The sequence below is a fragment of the candidate division WOR-3 bacterium genome, assembly GCA_039802005.1.
Classification (GTDB): domain Bacteria; phylum Hydrothermota; class Tepidihabitantia; order SM23-42; family JAOAFX01; genus JAOAFX01.
Window position 1 is genome coordinate 15,887 of record JBDRVV010000020.1, and the last position, 16,150, is coordinate 32,036.

Below are 16,150 nucleotides of genomic sequence, written 5' to 3' on the forward strand. Positions count from 1 at the left end.
ATTATATAAAAAAAATAAAACATCTCAAGCCCCTTTTATTAATGATTGTAAATTTTTTTTCAAACTGCCTTCAAAGAGATAAGATACAATAGCAATTCCGTCGGCGCCGGCCTTTAAAACCTTTTTATAATTTTTATCATTTATCCCACCAATAGCAATGATCGGAATATTAATTTTACTTTTAAGTTTCCGGATTAAATCCAGACCACAAATCCGCGCATTCTGTTTTGTTTTAGTCGGGAATATAGCACCAACGCCCAGATAATCCGCTCCATTATCTTGGGCTTTTAATGCTTCTTTCAAATTATGGGCAGAAACACCTATAATAAACTTTTCACCCAGTATTTCTCTCGCCTTTCTCAGGGGTAAATCTTCCTGCCCAAGATGAACTCCATCAGCATTTACTGCTAACGCAATATCAATACGATTATTGATAATAAATTTCAGCTCAGGGTTGGTTATTAATTTTTTTATTTTCTCCCCATAATAATAAAACTTTTTATCCGGCAGATTCTTTATGCGCAATTGAATCATTGTCGCGCCATTATTCTGAAGAATTTGCAACATTTCATATAATGGCATTTTATCAATATATTTTTCATCAATGATTACATATAATTTCGGGTTGAATCTTTTCTGATTCTTTTCCAAAACCAATTTTTCAAGGTCGTATATTTGAAACCTTATTTTTTTAACAAACCCGCTCAACGATTTATTCCCGTGTCGTAATATTTCTTCAATTATGCGGGCAGATTCCTTTGCCCTTGAGAAATTTGCCAATATGAGGTCTATATCCTTTTTACGTGGGAGTGAATCGAATTTCGCCTTTCTTCCTAAATCAATTTCACTCTTCCGATAAAACACCAAATCACTTATTGGTAAGGATTTTTTTAATAGAAAAAGTTCGTTTCTCAAATTTCTTATCTTTTTGAGAATAGAAGAATCTTTTATTATAAACCTAATATAATCTTCAATGAATTTGAGTGATTCTGTAAGACGATTAAGATTTACATCGAGAATACACTGCCACTGCACAAAGAATTATATAAAAATAAAATGAGGTGTCAAGTAAATTTTATTTTTTTATTTTCTTTTTCATTTTATTAATATACATTAGATGGTCAGCCTTTTTCAAAAGATTTTTAATGCTCTCGGGAGCTTTCGGGTTGTAATATGACCAACCAGCACTTAGTGAGATATTGAAAGGTAATTGTTTTGATTGATTAAATACCTCGAGGCTTTTATGTAAACGTTCATAGAAGGTTTCGCCTTTTGCTTTTTGTATTTCCAATGTTAAAACGACAAATTCATCCCCACCAATGCGGGCAATGATGTCAGAACCCCGGAATGTCTTTTTTAGAATTTTTGTTGTCCAGATGAGTGCCTGGTCGCCCATTGGGTGCCCAAATTTATCATTTATATCTTTTAAATTGTCCATATCTATAAATAACAATAACATCGTTTTGTTCGTGCGCTGTGCAATTCTCATTTGATGTTCAGCGAGGGTCATAAATCCCCGACGATTATATAAGCCTGTCAGTTCATCGGTAAAAGAAAGCGCCTGAAGGGTTGCAGTCATCTGTTTCCGTTCGGTTACATCTTCAATAACACCGTCTATCCATTTTATATAGCCATTTTCATCAAAATGTGCCTTGGCATACACTGAGGCCCAGAATGTTGAGCCGTCTTTTCTTTTCATCTGTAATTCCCTATCCCGAACTTCGCCATTTTTGATTAATTCTTTAATAAACTGGATTCTGTCTTTCGGATTTTTATAAAATTTTTCTGCGGGGATATGTAAAATCTGTTTCATTGATTTATATCCAAATAGATTTAAAAATGCTGGATTAACTTGAATCAAATAACCAGGTGGCTTAGCAGTGGAACGGTAAACACCCAGATTTACGTTATTCACAATTGTACGGAATTTTTCTTCACTTTCCTGGAGCGCCAAGAGTGTCATTTTCTGGGGGGTGATATCTTGAGTGATGGTTACGACATGCTCAACTTTGCTCTGGTCATTTTTTATTGCATAATAATGCTGGGCAATCCATCTATCAAATTTTGTTTTTGGATCAACAACATGTATTTCCGGTATATATATTTCACCACCTTTATCAAATATTTTTTGAACCTTTGATGCATATTTTTTTAAATAGGGGTAGCGCTTCTTTGCACTCCATCCTCTACATTTTTTTTCATTCTCAATTATCTTGTGTTTGGTAAGATTCCAGATCCTTTTCCATGCCGTGTTGTATGAAATAAGTTCGCCCGAACCCAGACGCACAGTAATACCAACGGGCGAATGTTCAAAGACTGCTTTGTGCAAGACCTGGTATTCATGGATTTTATGTTGTAAAATCTTTAATTGAGTTTTTAAAACCGCAATTTCCTTCAATAATTTCTCTTTGGAAATCTTTCTGTTCTTCATTCTCTTCATTATTTTTGAATTATATAGGAATAATTTTTAATGTCAATATCCCAGCGGTGCTTGACAACCCAGCGGGTGTCCATTATAATCGTTTATGAAAAATCCGATTTCATTACTTCTTTTAATTTTGCTCTTTTGTTCTAATAAAGAAAAGGTTGTTGAAGTAATAGATGGTGATACATTTAAAACAGATAAAGGAAAAGCCGTTCGTCTCTTAGGAATAAATGCGCCCGAAATGCTGGATCCGGGCGGGGATCTGGCTAAAGAATTTTTAATGAATATGATTCTTGGAAAATCTGTGGTGCTGAAAAAAGATATAACAGAAAAAGACGATTATGGTAGATACTTATATTATGTTTATCTTGATGGAAAGTTCGTTAATGAAGAGATGATTCGTGTTGGACTTGCTGAGACGAGATTTTATCCCCCTGATACACAATTTAAAAATGAACTTCAAAATACAGAAAAAATCGCTATCAGGAACAGAAGAGGTTTATGGGCATTTCCTGTGTTTCAAATCCCTGATACAACAGGTGTTTTAGGCAAGGAAATAATTTCATCCAAAACGCCTGATGAAATAATCTCATATCTTGATGCAAATAAATATTATGGAAAGATTAAAACAGTAGAGGGCACAATCGTCCTCACAAACAATACTGGTAAGGTCTGTTTTTTGAATTTTCATAAAGACTGGAAACGCCACTTTACGGCAGTAATATTTGCCAGTGATTTTGATAAATTCCCGAAAAATCCAGAAGATTATTATCTCAATAGAAAAGTAAGAGTGACGGGCCTCATTAAAGAATATAATGGTAAACCCGAAATTATCTTAAAGAGTCCATCTCAGATTCAGATAGTAAAATAAATTTATTTCAAAAAAATCTGAGGTACTTTTTTCTCGGGGTGAATGATTATTTCTGTTTCAACGCCGTAAACATCCATAACTAACTTTTTATCAATTATCATTTCCGGTGTGCCAATTTTGTAAATATTGCCTCTGTGTAAAAGAATTAGTTTTCTACAAAATTGGCTGGATAAATTGAGGTCGTGATTTACAATAACAACCGTCATTCCATTTTGGTTTAAATCCTTTAACAAGTCCATTATCCTAACCTGATGTAGAATATCAAGGTGGCTTGTTGGTTCATCAAGCAAAAGGATTTGAGGTTTCTGAGCAAGCGCACGGCAGATAACGACCATTTGCCTTTCGCCGGAGGAAATGGAATTCACCAGTCTATTTCGTAATTTAGTTAAATTAGATTTTTCAATTGCCCATTCTACTGCTTCAATATCATCTTTTTTAAAATGTTGAAAAGGTTCAAGATAAGGGTACCTCCCCATTGAAATAATGTCCTCAACCGAATAATTATGTTGAAAATGTGTCTCCTGGGGAACAAATCCAATTATTCGCGCTAATTCTTTCTGCCTGATTGTTTTTATATCCCTCCCCATTATATGAATACTGCCGCTGAATTTCTTCAGAATGCCTGCCATTATTCTTAAAATCGTTGATTTACCTGCACCATTGGGTCCAATAATCCCAGTAAATTCCCCATTTTCAATAGTTAAACTTATATTCTGTAAGACATTTTTTGTATTATATGAAAAACTCACATTTGATAATTCAATTACCTTCATATTTTATTTCAAACGATATAAATAGATAAAAAAGGGAACACCAATTATTGAAGTTATTATACCTGTTGGTAATTCATAAAAAGTAAGTGAACGAGCGAGTGCATCTGCAAATAATACAAACGCAGACCCCAAAAATAGAGAGCCCGCAAGATTTTTGATATATTTAGGACCAAAAAGCATTCTTGAAATATGGGGAATGACAAGTCCCACAAAACCAATAGCACCGACGATTGATACAACAAAACTTACAAGGAGTGTTACGATTAGAAATATTTCAATTGAGAATCTCTGTATATCTATCCCAAGTGCAATCGCTGACTCTGTGCCCGTAGATATAATATCAAATTCACGATAGTATCTATAAAGATAGAGGAGTAAAATAATTGATATTATCCCAATGATTATGAGCATAGTTCTGTTTTGAGGGGTGATTACGACTCCTAAATATCCCATTAAGAGATAGAGTATCTCATAAAGTTCTTTTCTTCCGGTTATCATTATTATCATTACAAGAGAACTGCATAAAAAACTCATAACGACCCCGGACAGAATTAATCTATCCCTTAATAGACCACCTTCAACACGGGCAATGGCAAATACAAATATTCCAATCATCAGGGCACCGGCAAAAGAAAAAACAGGATTCGCATAACCAAATAATACAATACCTAACGATGCACCAAGTGCTGCACCGGATGCGGAACCCAGTGTATAAGGTTCAACAAGGGGATTACCAAATAGACCCTGAAGGACATTGCCACAAAACGCCAGTACACTGCCTGCAAATATACCAAGCATTATTCTATAAATTCGCAATTGTATTATTTCGGAACTTAATTCACCAGGACCAATAAACAACTCAAGGAGAATACTGAACAATAATATAAAAATCAAAAGAATTATTTTATTCAAAAATCTTCTCCAGTTGTTCAAAACCGAGCACGAGCCTTGGTCCGGGACGCAATATCCAGTCCTGATTTAGATTACTATAAATCTTGTGATTTTTGATTGCATTAACATTTTTCCAACCTATACGATTTTTGATATCTTCTGGGTGCAGAACGATTATTATCTCGGGATTTCGCATAATGACTTCTTCCTGATTAACAACAGGGTAATCTTTATTAATATCTGAAAATATATTTTCACCCCCGGCCATTTCTATTAATTCATTTAAGTATGATTTGCCGCCGATTGTAATTAAAGGTCTTGCACTGATTTCAATGTAGACTTTTTTCTTTATCCGGGATAAAGGTCTGATATTTGCTTTCATATAATTGATAAGAGAATCTGCATTTTTTTCTCTTTTTATGACCTTACCGAGTTCCGATATTTCTTTATAAATATCTTCAAGTTTTTCCGGAGCGGTAACAAATATTTTTAATCCATATTTTTCAATTTGATTTTTTATTCTTGATTGCTCGGGAAGATTTACGATAATAAGATTCGGCTTAAGACTGATAATCCTTTCTATGGATGGATTTGAAAAATCACCAACCTTGTAAATCTTTTTTGCTGAATCTGGGAAATCACAATAGGTGGTCGTGCCAACAAGATAATTTTCGGCTCTGAGGGCAAAGATTATTTCGGTCATGGCCGGTGATAGAGAGACAATTCTAAGTTCATTGGAATGGAAAGATTTTTCACATACCGCATTGATAAGGCATATAAGATAGACTAACTTTTTCCACATATTTTTGATTATACCTAATTGAAAGAAAAAATCAATGAGATTTAGCAACCCAGTTGACTTTTGCAATGTTTAGTGTATTATTCTGTATGGAAGAGCGCATTAATAAACTAAATAAATTAAAAGAACTAAATATTAACCCTTATCCATATAGATTTGATAGAACCCATAACTTCAGTGAAATTAAACAGAATTTTGAAAAACTATCCAGTTCCCAGATTGTGGTTAAAACTGCGGGAAGGATTATTGCGATAAGAGGGCATGGTAAGACTACATTTGCAACACTCAATGATGAAAACGAAAAGATTCAAATTTATCTTAGACAACAGGACCTGGGAGAAGAATTTACTGTTTTTGAAAACTTTGATATTGGCGATTTTATCGGCGTGGAAGGAAAGGTATTCAAAACGAAGACTGGCGAGATAACTATCCTTGTTGAAAAATTTGTTCTTCTTACAAAATCATTGAGACCCCTACCAGAAAAATGGCATGGATTAAAGGATATTGAGATTAGATACCGCAAAAGATATCTTGATCTAATTGCAAACACAGAAGTGAGAGAAATATTCAAAAATCGTTCTAAAATAATTTCTCTATTACGAAAGTTCTTTGATTCAAAAGGATTTCTTGAGGTAGAGACTCCGATCTTACAACCGATATACGGTGGTGCTGCAGCAAGACCTTTTAAGACCTTCTATAATGCCTTGGGACAAGAGATGTATCTGCGTATTGCAGACGAACTTTACCTAAAAAGGTTGATTGTTGGCGGTTATGAAAGGGTGTGGGAATTATGCAAAGATTTTAGAAACGAAGGATTGGATAGATTCCATAATCCAGAGTTTACAATGATTGAGGCATATCAGGCATATACTGATTATTTTGGTGTAATGGAATTGGTGGAAGAACTCTTTGAATTTCTTGTGAAAAACCTTTATTCTGAAAATCGTATCACATTTCAAGATAGGACCGTTGAAATAAAGAGACCTTTTAAAAGAGTCAAATATACTGAGGCACTTAAAGAAAGATTGGGCGTGGACATTCTTGGAATTTCTGAAAAAGAACTTGATGCGTTATGTTTGAAATTTGGAATTAAGACCGAGGGACAAACGATTGGTTATAAAATTGACAAACTATTCAGTGAACTTGTTCAGAAGAATCTACTGGAACCAACATTTGTCATTGATTATCCCAAGATTATTTCACCACTTGCCAAGGAACACCGCGACAATTCTGAACTTGTTGAAAGATTTGAGTTGATTATTTTCGGGCTTGAGGTTGCCAACGCATTTAGTGAATTGAATGACCCGATTGATCAGAGAAAGAGGTTTGAACAACAATTGGCCCAGAAAGAAGAAGGCATTGGTGAGATAGATGAGGATTACCTTGAGGCACTTGAATATGGCATGCCCCCGACCGGTGGATTAGGGGTAGGCGTTGACCGCTTATGTATGATACTTTTAAATCAACCTTCAATACGGGATGTGATACTCTTCCCACAATTAAGGAGAGAGGATGCTCGTTGAACTATTCGTTGCCCGCAGATACCTGCGCTCCAGAAACAGGAGGTTTTTTTCCCTATCCACGCTTATAGCGATTGGTGGCATATTTGTGGGTGTCAGTGCGTTGCTTATCACCCTTTCCATAATGAATGGTTTTCAAAATGAGCTGAGGCGGCGTATCCTCGGCGGGACACCGCATATAGTAGTTCGGAGATTTTTTAATGAGCCATTAGAAAATTATCGGGAGATTATGGAAAAACTTGAAGGGCTGTCATTTATTAAGGCAAAGGCACCTTTCATCATCACCAAATCTTTGATCCGAAATAAGAGAAATGTAGATGGGGTTGTAATCAGAGGTGTAATACCTGAATTAGAAAAGAATATAACCGAAGTAAGTGAGCACATAATTGATGGCGTATTTGACCTTGAAAACGGTTGCGTGATTGGTGTTGAACTGGCACATAATCTGAAAGCGAATGTTGGTGATACAATAATTATCACTTCGCCTTTTACCGAACAGATTGGACTTCTGCCTCGTTCAAAGCGATTGATCCTTAAAGGAATTTTTGATCTTGGTGTTTATGATTTTAATGCCACGATCGTTTATATGAATCTCAAAGATGTTCAATCATTATTTGAAATTGGCGACGCAGTGAGTGCGATTGAACTGAAGGTGGATGATGTTTATAAAACACCGGTTTATTCAAAAAAAATTGAAGAAAAAATTGGTTATCCATTTCGCGTCCAGGATTGGATAGAATCAAATCATTCCGTATTCGCAGCATTAAAATTAGAAAAGATTGTTACATTCATTGTATTAACTTTGATTATAATTGTTGCCGGATTTAATATTGTAGGCACTCTGGTTAACATTGTCAAGAAAAAGACAAAAGAGATCGGTATTCTGCGTTCCTATGGTTTTACCAGAAGGCAGATTATGCGTGTTTTCATCTTCCTGGGAAGTATAATGGGTATCATTGGCACAATTTTAGGAATAGTGTTTTCAATTATTGCCTGTTATCTTTTAAATAAATATCAATTTGTAAACCTCCCGGGAGATGTATATTTTATCCAGACCCTACCTGTAGAAATGTCTTTTAATGATTTTGTTGCGGTTTCAATCGCTGCGATACTCATAAGTTTTTTGGCAACAATTTATCCTGCATTTCGTGCTGCAAGCCTTGTAACCGTGGAGGCATTACGCAATGAATGAAATATTGATTGCTGAGAATATTGAAAAAATATATTATTTGAAAAATGAAACAATAAATGTTCTTCGTGGTATTGATCTCAAGGTAGAGAAAGGAAAGTTTGTGGTGATATTTGGTCCTTCGGGAAGCGGGAAATCTACCCTGCTTAATATCCTGGGGAGCCTTGATCGCCCTACAAAAGGAAGGGTATTATTTAATAATATTGACCTATTTAAAAATGATGACGAATCATTATCAAAGATACGGAATAAAAACATAGGTTTCGTTTTTCAATTCCACCACCTTTTACCTGAGTTCACGGTTTTAGAGAATATTATGCTTCCTGCCTATCTCAATGGCGAGAATATAAAATCTGCTCAAGAAAGGGCATTTGAGATTCTTGAGATGCTCGGGATAATAGATAAAAGTTCACGATTACCCGATGAACTTTCGGGCGGAGAGAGACAAAGGGTAGCAATCGCCCGTGCTTTAATAAACAATCCGCTTTTGATCCTTGCCGATGAACCCACAGGTAATCTTGACTATGAAAATACGAATAAACTAATGGATATGTTTATTCATCTAAAAAGTGAAGAAAGAACAATAATTCTGGTCACGCATTCAATGGATATTGCAAGATTGGGTGATATTGTTTATAATTTAAAAGAAGGAAGGTTATATGCTTTGTGATGATTGCAAGAAAAAGCCGGCAAGCATTTTTTTTAAAGATGTTTCAGGCGGACAGATAAAAGAAGTTCACCTTTGTGAAGATTGTGCCAAAAAAAAGGGTATTTTGAGTGAGAAAAAATTATCGCCCCTGGAAGTTCTCCAGAAATTACTTAAGAATACAAGTCACGAAGATGAAAATGTGATATGCCCGGTATGTTTTTTGAATCTTGCTGAATTCAAGAAGGTTGGGAGATTTGGATGTGCCAATTGTCTTAATGTTTTTGAACCATATATCAAGACAATGATTAAAGAAGTCCAGAATAGCGAAAAGCATATCGGAAAAAGGGCAAAGCCGGGTGGTAGAAGGGCAATAGAGGTCTTCAGATTAAAAGAAGAATTAAGGCGTGCCCTTGAAAAAGAGGCCTATGAAGATGCTGCTCAGATAAGGGATAAATTAAAAACATTGGGTGTTGAGAATGTTTGATAATATCAAGTGGCTGATTTCTCCTGAATTTAATCAGGAATGCGAAGAAAAGGAAATAGTTGTTTCTACGCGCACAAGGGTAGCAAGGAATATTGAGGGTATCCCCTTTGAAATAAAGATGAAAAATCAGGATGCAGAAAAACTTGTTCAGGTTGTAAAATCAGCATTAGAGATGAACTTTAAAGGAAAGTATCTGGATTTAAACAAAATGAAACCACTTGAGAAAGAATCCCTTTTTGAATCTCATTTAATTTCGCCTGCGATAATAAAAAAGGAACAACCCACGGCAGTTTTTATAAGTGAAAAAGGAAATGTTACAGTTATGGTGAATGAAGAAGATCACCTGAGAATTCAGGGTTTATCCTGTGGATTGAATTTGACAAATACCGCAAGTGCCGTATATGAGTTTGAAGAAATCCTTGGACAGGAGCTCGGATATGCCTACAACGAGAATTATGGATTCATTACTTCTTGCCCAACGAATCTCGGAACCGGGCTGAGGGCATCGGTTCTATTCCATCTACCGGGGCTTGTTTACACAAATGAAATTGATAAAATTTTGAAGAGTACATACAGTTTGGGAATGACTGTTCGTGGCTTATATGGTGAAGGAACCGAAATAAAAGGTAATCTATTCCAGATATCAAACCAACATACCCTTGGATTTAAGGAAGATGAACTGATAGAAAAGATAAACAAATTTGCACGGATGCTAATAGACCTTGAAAGAAAAGCAAGGGATGTAATAATGAAACGTGCAAGATTTGAACTTGAAGATAAGATATATCGTAGTGTTGCAATACTGCGTTCAGCAAGACTCATAAATAGTGATGAAGTTTTAAATCTTCTCTCAGCCGTAAGACTCGGAATAGGATTGGGCATAATAAATTTTCTTGAAATAAATGTTCTTAATGAGATAATGCTCATTACAAGACCCGGTAATATACAACTATATTATGGAGAAATTCTTGAAGAACAGGAAAGGGATATAAGAAGGGCAGAATATATCAGAAACCGTCTTGCAAAAATAGAAACCACATAAATTTAGCACAAAATTTGTGCACCAACTATCAAATTTTATGCAAAAAAATTTATAAACTCCCAAGATTTCAAGGATAAATCCAGGCATATTTTTTGCATTATAATTAGGTGAAAGGAGTTTATTATGAAAAAGATCATAACTATCTTTTTAATGATATTGGTAACAGGCTTTGCACTGAAGATTGAGACTGTGCCAAAACAAAGAGAGGATGAGGTATTGATAAAAGGTCCGGTTGATAGAGGAGGCTTTGGTGGATTGACAATAAAATTTACCGAGTTGAATGACCAATTTGCAATGTTAATGGGTGTAAGGGGTGGAGTTACATTTAATCGTTTTTTGGGCATAGGTGGTGGCCTATATGGAATGGTGAATAGAATGGAAGTGAATACCAATTATCCAATGAGAAATTTCAATATGGATTTTGGTTACGGCGGCATTATACTTGAATTGATATTCGGTTCACGAAGATTGGTTCATTTTGGAACACATACTCTCATTGGCGGTGGTTCTGTTCAATACAGACTTCCCGCCTATGAAGAACCCTGGTATGAAGATTTTTTCTTTGTCTTAGAACCATCTGCAGAAATGACAATTAATATTACCAGAGTCTTTCGCGTTGATATTGGAGGCTCTTATCGCTATATTTATGGTGCAGAACTTGAAGGAATAAGTGACAGAAGTTTGAGTGGTGCAACCGGGCATATAACTTTTAAATTAGGAAAGTTTTGAAGTTTCTCGTTTTAAAAGATTAGAGTCCTCTAACTTTACGTTTTTTCAATTCTTTTTTAATAAATTCACAGAATTGCGGGTTCATACCAAGATATTCGGGCGGGATTACGCCAAATTGAGGATAATCTTTTATACATCGAGCAATGACCGCGCATGAATATGCAGTCATCCTTGCCATTGAAGTAATTTTGTTTTTTCTGTCATAATAATCAATTATCCGATATTTTTTCTGTTTCGCACCTGATTGTAATTGAATAATCAAAATAGTAATATCATATTCCGGTCCTTTGCTCAATTCCTCTTTAAGGTAATTGAACATAAACTCGTAACAAGGGATTTTAGTGTGGTTAAACTTTACCTCTTTGTTTGAAAAAAAGCCACATTCAATCAAAGTTTTAAAAATTGTTGCATGACCTGCATACCGAATCGTTTTTTCTTCCATATTTTTTATTGTACACATAGTCTTCAACAATGTGCGTAAGCCATCGGTATAAAATGCCTCCAGTTTGCCAATATCAGGGATATAAAATTCTTCTATTCCAGTGAGTGCGGGTACGGTTATTACTTTATTATTTTGGTAAATCCTTGCTGGTCTTGTATATTCTTCAATCAAATCACTCGGTGACCAGGTAATGCGATAATTGAAAGGTGGAACTGGCTTTTGTGGAATGCCACCAACCATTATCTTCAAATTGTCAATTTTTTTCATATAGGTGTATGCTTCACCCACAAGGATATTACTCAAACCTGGCGCATAACCTGCATCAGGAACGATTTTTATTCCAGCCTTTTTTGCGTCCTGGTCAAGTAAAAAGGGGTCTTCTGAAGAATATGACATATCAACCATATCAATCCCGGCTTCAATTGCACACTCCATTGAGTAGAACCCAAACCGCGCCGGCAGGGCGCCAACCACTAAATCATAATCGCTCATCAATCTTATCAATCTTTTTTGGTCTTTTATATCAAATTTTACCTTTTTAATTTTAGGGCAATCCAAAGTTTTGAGGTTATTTTCATCAATGTCAAGGACGGTAATTTCAGAATAATAGTTTATTAGATATTTTGCTACAATTCTGCCCTGCATTCCACAACCGAGAATCAGTATTTTCATACTATCCTCCTTAATTTTCCAAAACTGAACTTCATGGTCAAAATTCTCTCTGACGAAAAGACTTTTGTAGCAATAAAAAGCAAGACGACAGCAAAGAAAAGTAGATAAAAAATTCCCAGTATCACAGGAAGTCTCTGTCCGAGGAGTAGAAACTTAAAGGCAAAGAATGTATGAGAGAATGGGATTAAAAATGTGAAGATCTTTAAACCCAGACTCATTGATCCGGGATCAAAGGTCAGGGCAAAGAAATATGGGATTAGTATCATTATAGTGAGCGGCATAATCGTGGTCTGGGCATCTTTGACATCCTGGGCAAATAATGCTAAAAGTGTTGCTAAGGCAAGGGCATTAACTATCGATAAAAATATGCTTATACCCAATAAAATTTTGCCGTATGTATCAAGACTAAGATTTATACCTGTGCCCAAACCCTGAAAATCAGCAGTTGTGCTCGTGCCTATACTACCAAATGAAGACATATAACTGCCCATCGCTAAAACAAAGAATAGTGCAAAGCATATAGCAAGGACTACTGCCGCAAGCATCTTGGCAAGAACAATTGTAAATCGCGAAACAGGGACCGTAAGGATTGTCTCAAGGGTCTTGTTTTCCTTTTCCTGGGCAATTGATGATGCAATCATTGTGCCAGTTATTATGATTAACATTAAAAGTGCCACGGGTACGATAACTGTTTGCGTTGAAATGTAGGCAATGATAAATGCTGCATTGCCCGGCTGAATGATATCTTTTAAGACAACGAATTCTTTAGCCTTTATAGGTTCGCGAAGTATTTCTAAATTTAGGCTGGGATTTATCTCCTTTAAAAACAATTCTGCAACTTCTTTATTGAGTGTTTGTAATAAATTTCTCACACTTACACGCTGGGCAGAAGACGCAATTCCTAAGGAAGTTATTATTGAATAAACTCTGATTTCAGCACTCAGTTTATTTTTTAAATTTAATTCGTAATCTTCAGGAATTATCACAACCATAGAAAGGTTTTGTTCCTTTGCAATCCTTACCGCCTGGGTATCAGCCTCTGCAGAAATAACTGTGATTAAATTCTTTGTATTTTTTAAACCTTCAATTAGCGCGGAAGATGAATTTGTTTTATCTTTGTCCATAATACCAATATGAACGGGTTTCATCGCCCTTCCGACTTCTCTTTGCATAACCTGACCGATAAAAAATAGTATAAATATGGACATTAAAAATGGAAGTATCATCCTTAAGGTCAGAAGGTCTTTTATTTCTTTTTGAAAGATATTTAAAAATTTCTTCATTAATCTTTTTAACTTATACTCTTTACAAATACCTGCTCAAGGTTCTCTGCCCTGTATTTATTGCGTAATTCTGATGGAGTCCCGAATTCAACAATTTTGCCCTGATGGATGAACGCCACTCTATTTGATAAGAATTCAACTTCAAGCATATTGTGTGAAGAGACAATTACCGTTGTGCCGGTCCTTGCATAATCAATGATAAGATTTCGCACCTCAAGCGAATTTATCACATCAAGCCCCGATGTTGGTTCGTCAAGTATCACTAATTTCGGATTATGCATCAGGGCACGGGCAAGGAGCAATTTTCTTACCATCCCCTTGCTGTAGTTCCTGATAAGGTCATTCAGACGGTCTCCAAGTTTTGCTATCTCAACCGCCCTTTCTACTATACTTTGTTTTTCTTGATTGTCCTTTGCATAAAAACCTGCCATAAATTTAAGATAATCAATCCCTTTAAGATTTTTGTATGCACCTGCTTCTTCTGGAAGATAACTTATCATTTCTCTTATCTTCGTGCCTTCTTTTAATACATTAAATCCAAATATTTCTATAATTCCATCTGTGGGTTGCAAAAGTGTTGCGATCATTCTTAAAGTTGTTGTCTTACCTGCACCATTTGGACCGATCAGACCAAAAATTTCGCCTTCTGCCACATCAAAAGAAATTCCATCAACCGCCTTGATTTTACCAAAATTTTTGTATAAATCTCTGACAATGAGTGCGGGCATAGATGATTATATTTAAAACTTATTTATAGTCAAGTTGACGATAAAAATTACTTTACAAAAATAGATTTATGTATATAATAATTCAATGGCAAGGGCTGTTGTTTTAATCCTTGATGGTGTGGGAGTGGGTGAGCTACCTGATGCTTATAAATACAATGACCAGGGAAGCAATACCCTTGGTAATTTATCAAAGGCAGTAGGCGGGCTGAAATTACCATTCCTTGAGAATCTTGGACTCGGTAACATTCTTGAAATTCAGGGTGTGAAAAGAATTAAAAACCCAAAGGGATTTTTTGGCAAAATGGCAGAGATTTCTCCGGGAAAGGATTCAACGACCGGGCATTGGGAATTGATGGGGGTAATACTTAAAAAGCCTTTTCCAACGTACCCCGATGGTTTTCCTGAAGAAATTATAAAAGAATTTGAAAAGAGAATTGGTTACAAAACCCTGGGAAATTATCCTGCCTCAGGTACCGAGATCATAAAAGAACTTGGTGCGGAACATATTGCAAAAAAAATGCCGATAGTTTATACATCGGCAGATAGCGTATTCCAGATTGCCTGTCATATTGATGTCTTCACTCTTGATGAATTATACAGATTTTGTGAGATAGCACGAGAACTATTACAGGGTGAACATGGTGTCGCGCGTGTTATCGCCCGTCCATTCGCAGGACAACCGCCTGATTTTTATCGCACAAAAGACCGAAAGGACTTTTCTATGAAACCACCTGAGCCTACACTCCTTGATTATGCAAAAGAGAGTGGATTTGAGGTCATTGCGATAGGCAAAGTAGATGATATATTTGCTAAACAGGGTTATACAAAGTCCTTTCACTCTGTTAATAACCTTGAGTGCGTGGATTTTGTTATAAAATCATTGGGGGAAGTTGACCAAGGATTAATTGTAGCAAATTTTGTTCAATTTGATATGGACTGGGGACATCGTAATGATATATTGAATTTTGCCCGGGGATTAGAAGAAATGGATGCTGGAATTGAAAAAATTGTGCGGGATTTGAAGGAGTATGATTTATTATTTATCACTGCCGATCATGGAAATGATCCAACTACACCATCAACTGACCATTCAAGAGAATATGTACCCGTTATTGCTTATTTTAATGCAAAGAAAGGAAAAGAAATTGGGGTGAGGAATACTTTTGCTGATCTTGCCCGGACGATTGCACGGTATATGAAAATAGACGGTTTGAAAAATGGCGAAGATTTTCTTGATATTATAATGGGATAAAGGAAATAGATGAAGATATCCAGAGTTCTGATAAAAAAACTTAAAGAGACGGTAAAGTATGCATATGCTCCATATTCAAAAATACAGGTGGGTGCCCTATTGTACTCTTCGGATGGGAAGATATATACTGGAACAAATATTGAAAATAGCTCTTATTCACTTACTATCTGTGCAGAAAGAGTGGCAGTTTTTAAAGGTATCTCTGAAGGCGTTAAAAAATTTTCTTTATTACTTATGTATTCGCCACAGTATGATTTCATTCTTCCCTGCGGTGCCTGCTTACAGGTGCTTAACGAGTTTGCTCCGGATATCGTTATTGCAACTATGAATAAAAACGAAGAATTTAAATTTTTTCCTTTGGCTACATTATTAAAAAAACCATTTAAAATCAGGAGTTAAAT

At 35.7% G+C, this 16,150-nt stretch carries 17 protein-coding genes; 9 read left to right on the plus strand and 8 right to left on the minus strand.

The window, feature by feature from the left end; translation table 11 throughout:
• Positions 1–24: 24 nt before the first annotated feature.
• Both thiE and ABIL69_07540 read right to left on the minus strand, forming a co-directional pair.
• Positions 25–1,035, minus strand: coding sequence for a thiamine phosphate synthase (gene thiE, locus ABIL69_07535; GenBank protein MEO0123838.1), 1,011 nt, complete (start codon positions 1,033–1,035; stop codon positions 25–27).
• A gap of 40 nt (positions 1,036–1,075) precedes the next feature.
• Entirely contained in the window at positions 1,076–2,440 is a 1,365-nt protein-coding gene (locus tag ABIL69_07540) for a sensor domain-containing diguanylate cyclase (protein MEO0123839.1), read from the minus strand.
• Between the two features lie 85 nt (positions 2,441–2,525).
• Between ABIL69_07540 and ABIL69_07545 the strand changes: the two genes are divergently transcribed.
• Complete coding sequence (locus ABIL69_07545) at positions 2,526–3,296, plus strand: thermonuclease family protein (GenBank protein MEO0123840.1); 771 nt, start codon at positions 2,526–2,528, stop codon at positions 3,294–3,296.
• Between the two features lie 2 nt (positions 3,297–3,298).
• Here ABIL69_07545 and ABIL69_07550 read toward each other — a convergent pair whose 3' ends face one another.
• From ABIL69_07550 to ABIL69_07560, 3 genes are read right to left on the minus strand one after another with little or no spacing between them, the layout of a single operon-like run.
• Positions 3,299–4,069 carry an ABC transporter ATP-binding protein gene (locus ABIL69_07550; GenBank protein ID MEO0123841.1) on the minus strand — a complete coding sequence of 257 codons (771 nt, stop codon included), beginning with the start codon at positions 4,067–4,069 and terminating at the stop codon, positions 3,299–3,301.
• A 3-nt stretch (positions 4,070–4,072) separates the two neighbouring features.
• Positions 4,073–4,981: an iron ABC transporter permease gene (locus ABIL69_07555; protein MEO0123842.1), complete on the minus strand. Its 909-nt coding sequence runs from the start codon at positions 4,979–4,981 to the stop codon at positions 4,073–4,075.
• A complete protein-coding gene (locus tag ABIL69_07560) occupies positions 4,974–5,762 on the minus strand; it encodes a cobalamin-binding protein (protein MEO0123843.1) in 789 nt (262 codons plus the stop codon). Before ABIL69_07560 ends, ABIL69_07555 begins: the two co-directional genes overlap by 8 nt.
• An 86-nt stretch (positions 5,763–5,848) precedes the next feature.
• Between ABIL69_07560 and lysS the strand changes: the two genes are divergently transcribed.
• The 6 genes from lysS (at position 5,849) to ABIL69_07590 (ending at position 11,372) form a co-directional block, all read left to right on the plus strand.
• On the plus strand, positions 5,849–7,282 hold the full coding sequence (lysS, locus tag ABIL69_07565; protein MEO0123844.1) for a lysine--tRNA ligase: 1,434 nt from the start codon (positions 5,849–5,851) through the stop codon (positions 7,280–7,282).
• The gene (locus tag ABIL69_07570; protein MEO0123845.1) at positions 7,272–8,471 is read left to right on the plus strand and encodes an FtsX-like permease family protein; all 1,200 of its coding nucleotides are present in this window, start codon (positions 7,272–7,274) and stop codon (positions 8,469–8,471) included. Before lysS ends, ABIL69_07570 begins: the two co-directional genes overlap by 11 nt.
• The gene (locus tag ABIL69_07575; protein MEO0123846.1) at positions 8,464–9,138 is read left to right on the plus strand and encodes an ABC transporter ATP-binding protein; all 675 of its coding nucleotides are present in this window, start codon (positions 8,464–8,466) and stop codon (positions 9,136–9,138) included. Before ABIL69_07570 ends, ABIL69_07575 begins: the two co-directional genes overlap by 8 nt.
• On the plus strand, positions 9,128–9,601 hold the full coding sequence (locus ABIL69_07580; GenBank protein MEO0123847.1) for a UvrB/UvrC motif-containing protein: 474 nt from the start codon (positions 9,128–9,130) through the stop codon (positions 9,599–9,601). The genes ABIL69_07575 and ABIL69_07580 overlap by 11 nt, the downstream gene beginning before the upstream one ends.
• The gene (locus ABIL69_07585; GenBank protein MEO0123848.1) at positions 9,594–10,643 is read left to right on the plus strand and encodes a protein arginine kinase; all 1,050 of its coding nucleotides are present in this window, start codon (positions 9,594–9,596) and stop codon (positions 10,641–10,643) included. The genes ABIL69_07580 and ABIL69_07585 overlap by 8 nt, the downstream gene beginning before the upstream one ends.
• Before the next feature lie 123 nt (positions 10,644–10,766).
• On the plus strand, positions 10,767–11,372 hold the full coding sequence (locus ABIL69_07590) for a hypothetical protein (GenBank protein MEO0123849.1): 606 nt from the start codon (positions 10,767–10,769) through the stop codon (positions 11,370–11,372).
• 19 nt (positions 11,373–11,391) lie between these two features.
• Here ABIL69_07590 and ABIL69_07595 read toward each other — a convergent pair whose 3' ends face one another.
• Genes ABIL69_07595 through ABIL69_07605 form a run of 3 tightly spaced genes read right to left on the minus strand, consistent with a single transcriptional unit; the run spans position 11,392 to position 14,497 of the window.
• Positions 11,392–12,486 carry a saccharopine dehydrogenase C-terminal domain-containing protein gene (locus tag ABIL69_07595; protein MEO0123850.1) on the minus strand — a complete coding sequence of 365 codons (1,095 nt, stop codon included), beginning with the start codon at positions 12,484–12,486 and terminating at the stop codon, positions 11,392–11,394.
• Positions 12,483–13,769 (minus strand): ABC transporter permease, encoded by a 1,287-nt coding sequence (locus tag ABIL69_07600; protein MEO0123851.1) that lies wholly within the window; start codon positions 13,767–13,769, stop codon positions 12,483–12,485. Before ABIL69_07600 ends, ABIL69_07595 begins: the two co-directional genes overlap by 4 nt.
• Before the next feature lie 8 nt (positions 13,770–13,777).
• The gene (locus ABIL69_07605; protein MEO0123852.1) at positions 13,778–14,497 is read right to left on the minus strand and encodes an ABC transporter ATP-binding protein; all 720 of its coding nucleotides are present in this window, start codon (positions 14,495–14,497) and stop codon (positions 13,778–13,780) included.
• 85 nt (positions 14,498–14,582) lie between these two features.
• On the opposite strand from ABIL69_07605, the gene ABIL69_07610 reads away from it, so the two are divergent.
• Positions 14,583–15,749 (plus strand): phosphopentomutase, encoded by a 1,167-nt coding sequence (locus ABIL69_07610; GenBank protein MEO0123853.1) that lies wholly within the window; start codon positions 14,583–14,585, stop codon positions 15,747–15,749.
• 9 nt (positions 15,750–15,758) lie between these two features.
• Positions 15,759–16,148 carry a cytidine deaminase gene (gene cdd / locus ABIL69_07615; GenBank protein MEO0123854.1) on the plus strand — a complete coding sequence of 130 codons (390 nt, stop codon included), beginning with the start codon at positions 15,759–15,761 and terminating at the stop codon, positions 16,146–16,148.
• Positions 16,149–16,150 lie beyond the last annotated feature (2 nt).